This window comes from Salinisphaera sp. G21_0 (genome assembly GCF_017744115.1).
Lineage (GTDB): Bacteria > Pseudomonadota > Gammaproteobacteria > Pseudomonadales > Endozoicomonadaceae > Endozoicomonas.
In genome coordinates this window covers 1-705 of sequence record NZ_JAGHQW010000221.1, presented here as the reverse complement: position 1 = coordinate 705, position 705 = coordinate 1, and the positions used below count along the sequence as shown (strand labels likewise).

At 52.6% G+C, this 705-nt stretch carries 1 protein-coding gene; it reads right to left on the bottom strand.

Annotated elements, in window-relative coordinates; genetic code table 11:
- The coding region (locus J7439_RS25750; RefSeq protein WP_209204911.1) for an ankyrin repeat domain-containing protein at positions 1 to 705 on the bottom strand (705 nt) is incomplete at both ends.

Here is a 705-nt window from a genome sequence, read left to right as displayed (position 1 = left end):
CTGTATGGCCTTGATAAGCAGCTGAGTGGAGAGCCGTCAAGCCATTTCTATCCTTCTCTTTGGCCAGTGAGCGGTCAAAGTCCAACAATGTCTGGATGGCCTCTGTGTGGCCTTTTTCAGCAGCTTTGTGGAGAGCCGTCCAGCCATGGTTACTCTTCTCTTTGGCCAGGGAGGGGTCAAAGTCCAGCAATGTCTGGATGGCCTCTGTTTGGCCTTTTTCAGCAGCGTAGTGGAGAGCCGTCAAGCTATTTCTATCCTTCTCTTTGGCCAGGGAGCGGTCAAAGTCCAGCAATGACTGGATGGCCTCTGTGTGGCCTTGAAGAGCAGCTGAGTGGAGAGCCGTTTGGCCATTCTCATCCTTCTCTTTGGCCAGTGAGCGGTCAAAGTTCAGCAATGCCTGGATGGCCACTGTTTGGCCATTATAAATAGCGTAGTGGAGAGCCGTTTGGCCATTCTTATCCTTCTCTTTGGCCAGTGAGCGGTCAAAGTCCAGCAATGTCTGGATGGCCTCTGTTTGGCCTTTAAGAGCAGCGGCGTGGAGAGCCGTTTGGGCATCGTTAGTCTTCTCTTTGGCCAGTGAGGGGTCAAAGTCCAGCAATGTCTGGATGGCCTTTTTGTGGCCTTTAGCAGCAGCTGTGTGGAGAGCCGTTTCGTCATCGTTATTTTTCGCTTTGGCCAGCAGTGGGGAGCGGTCAATTTCCAGCA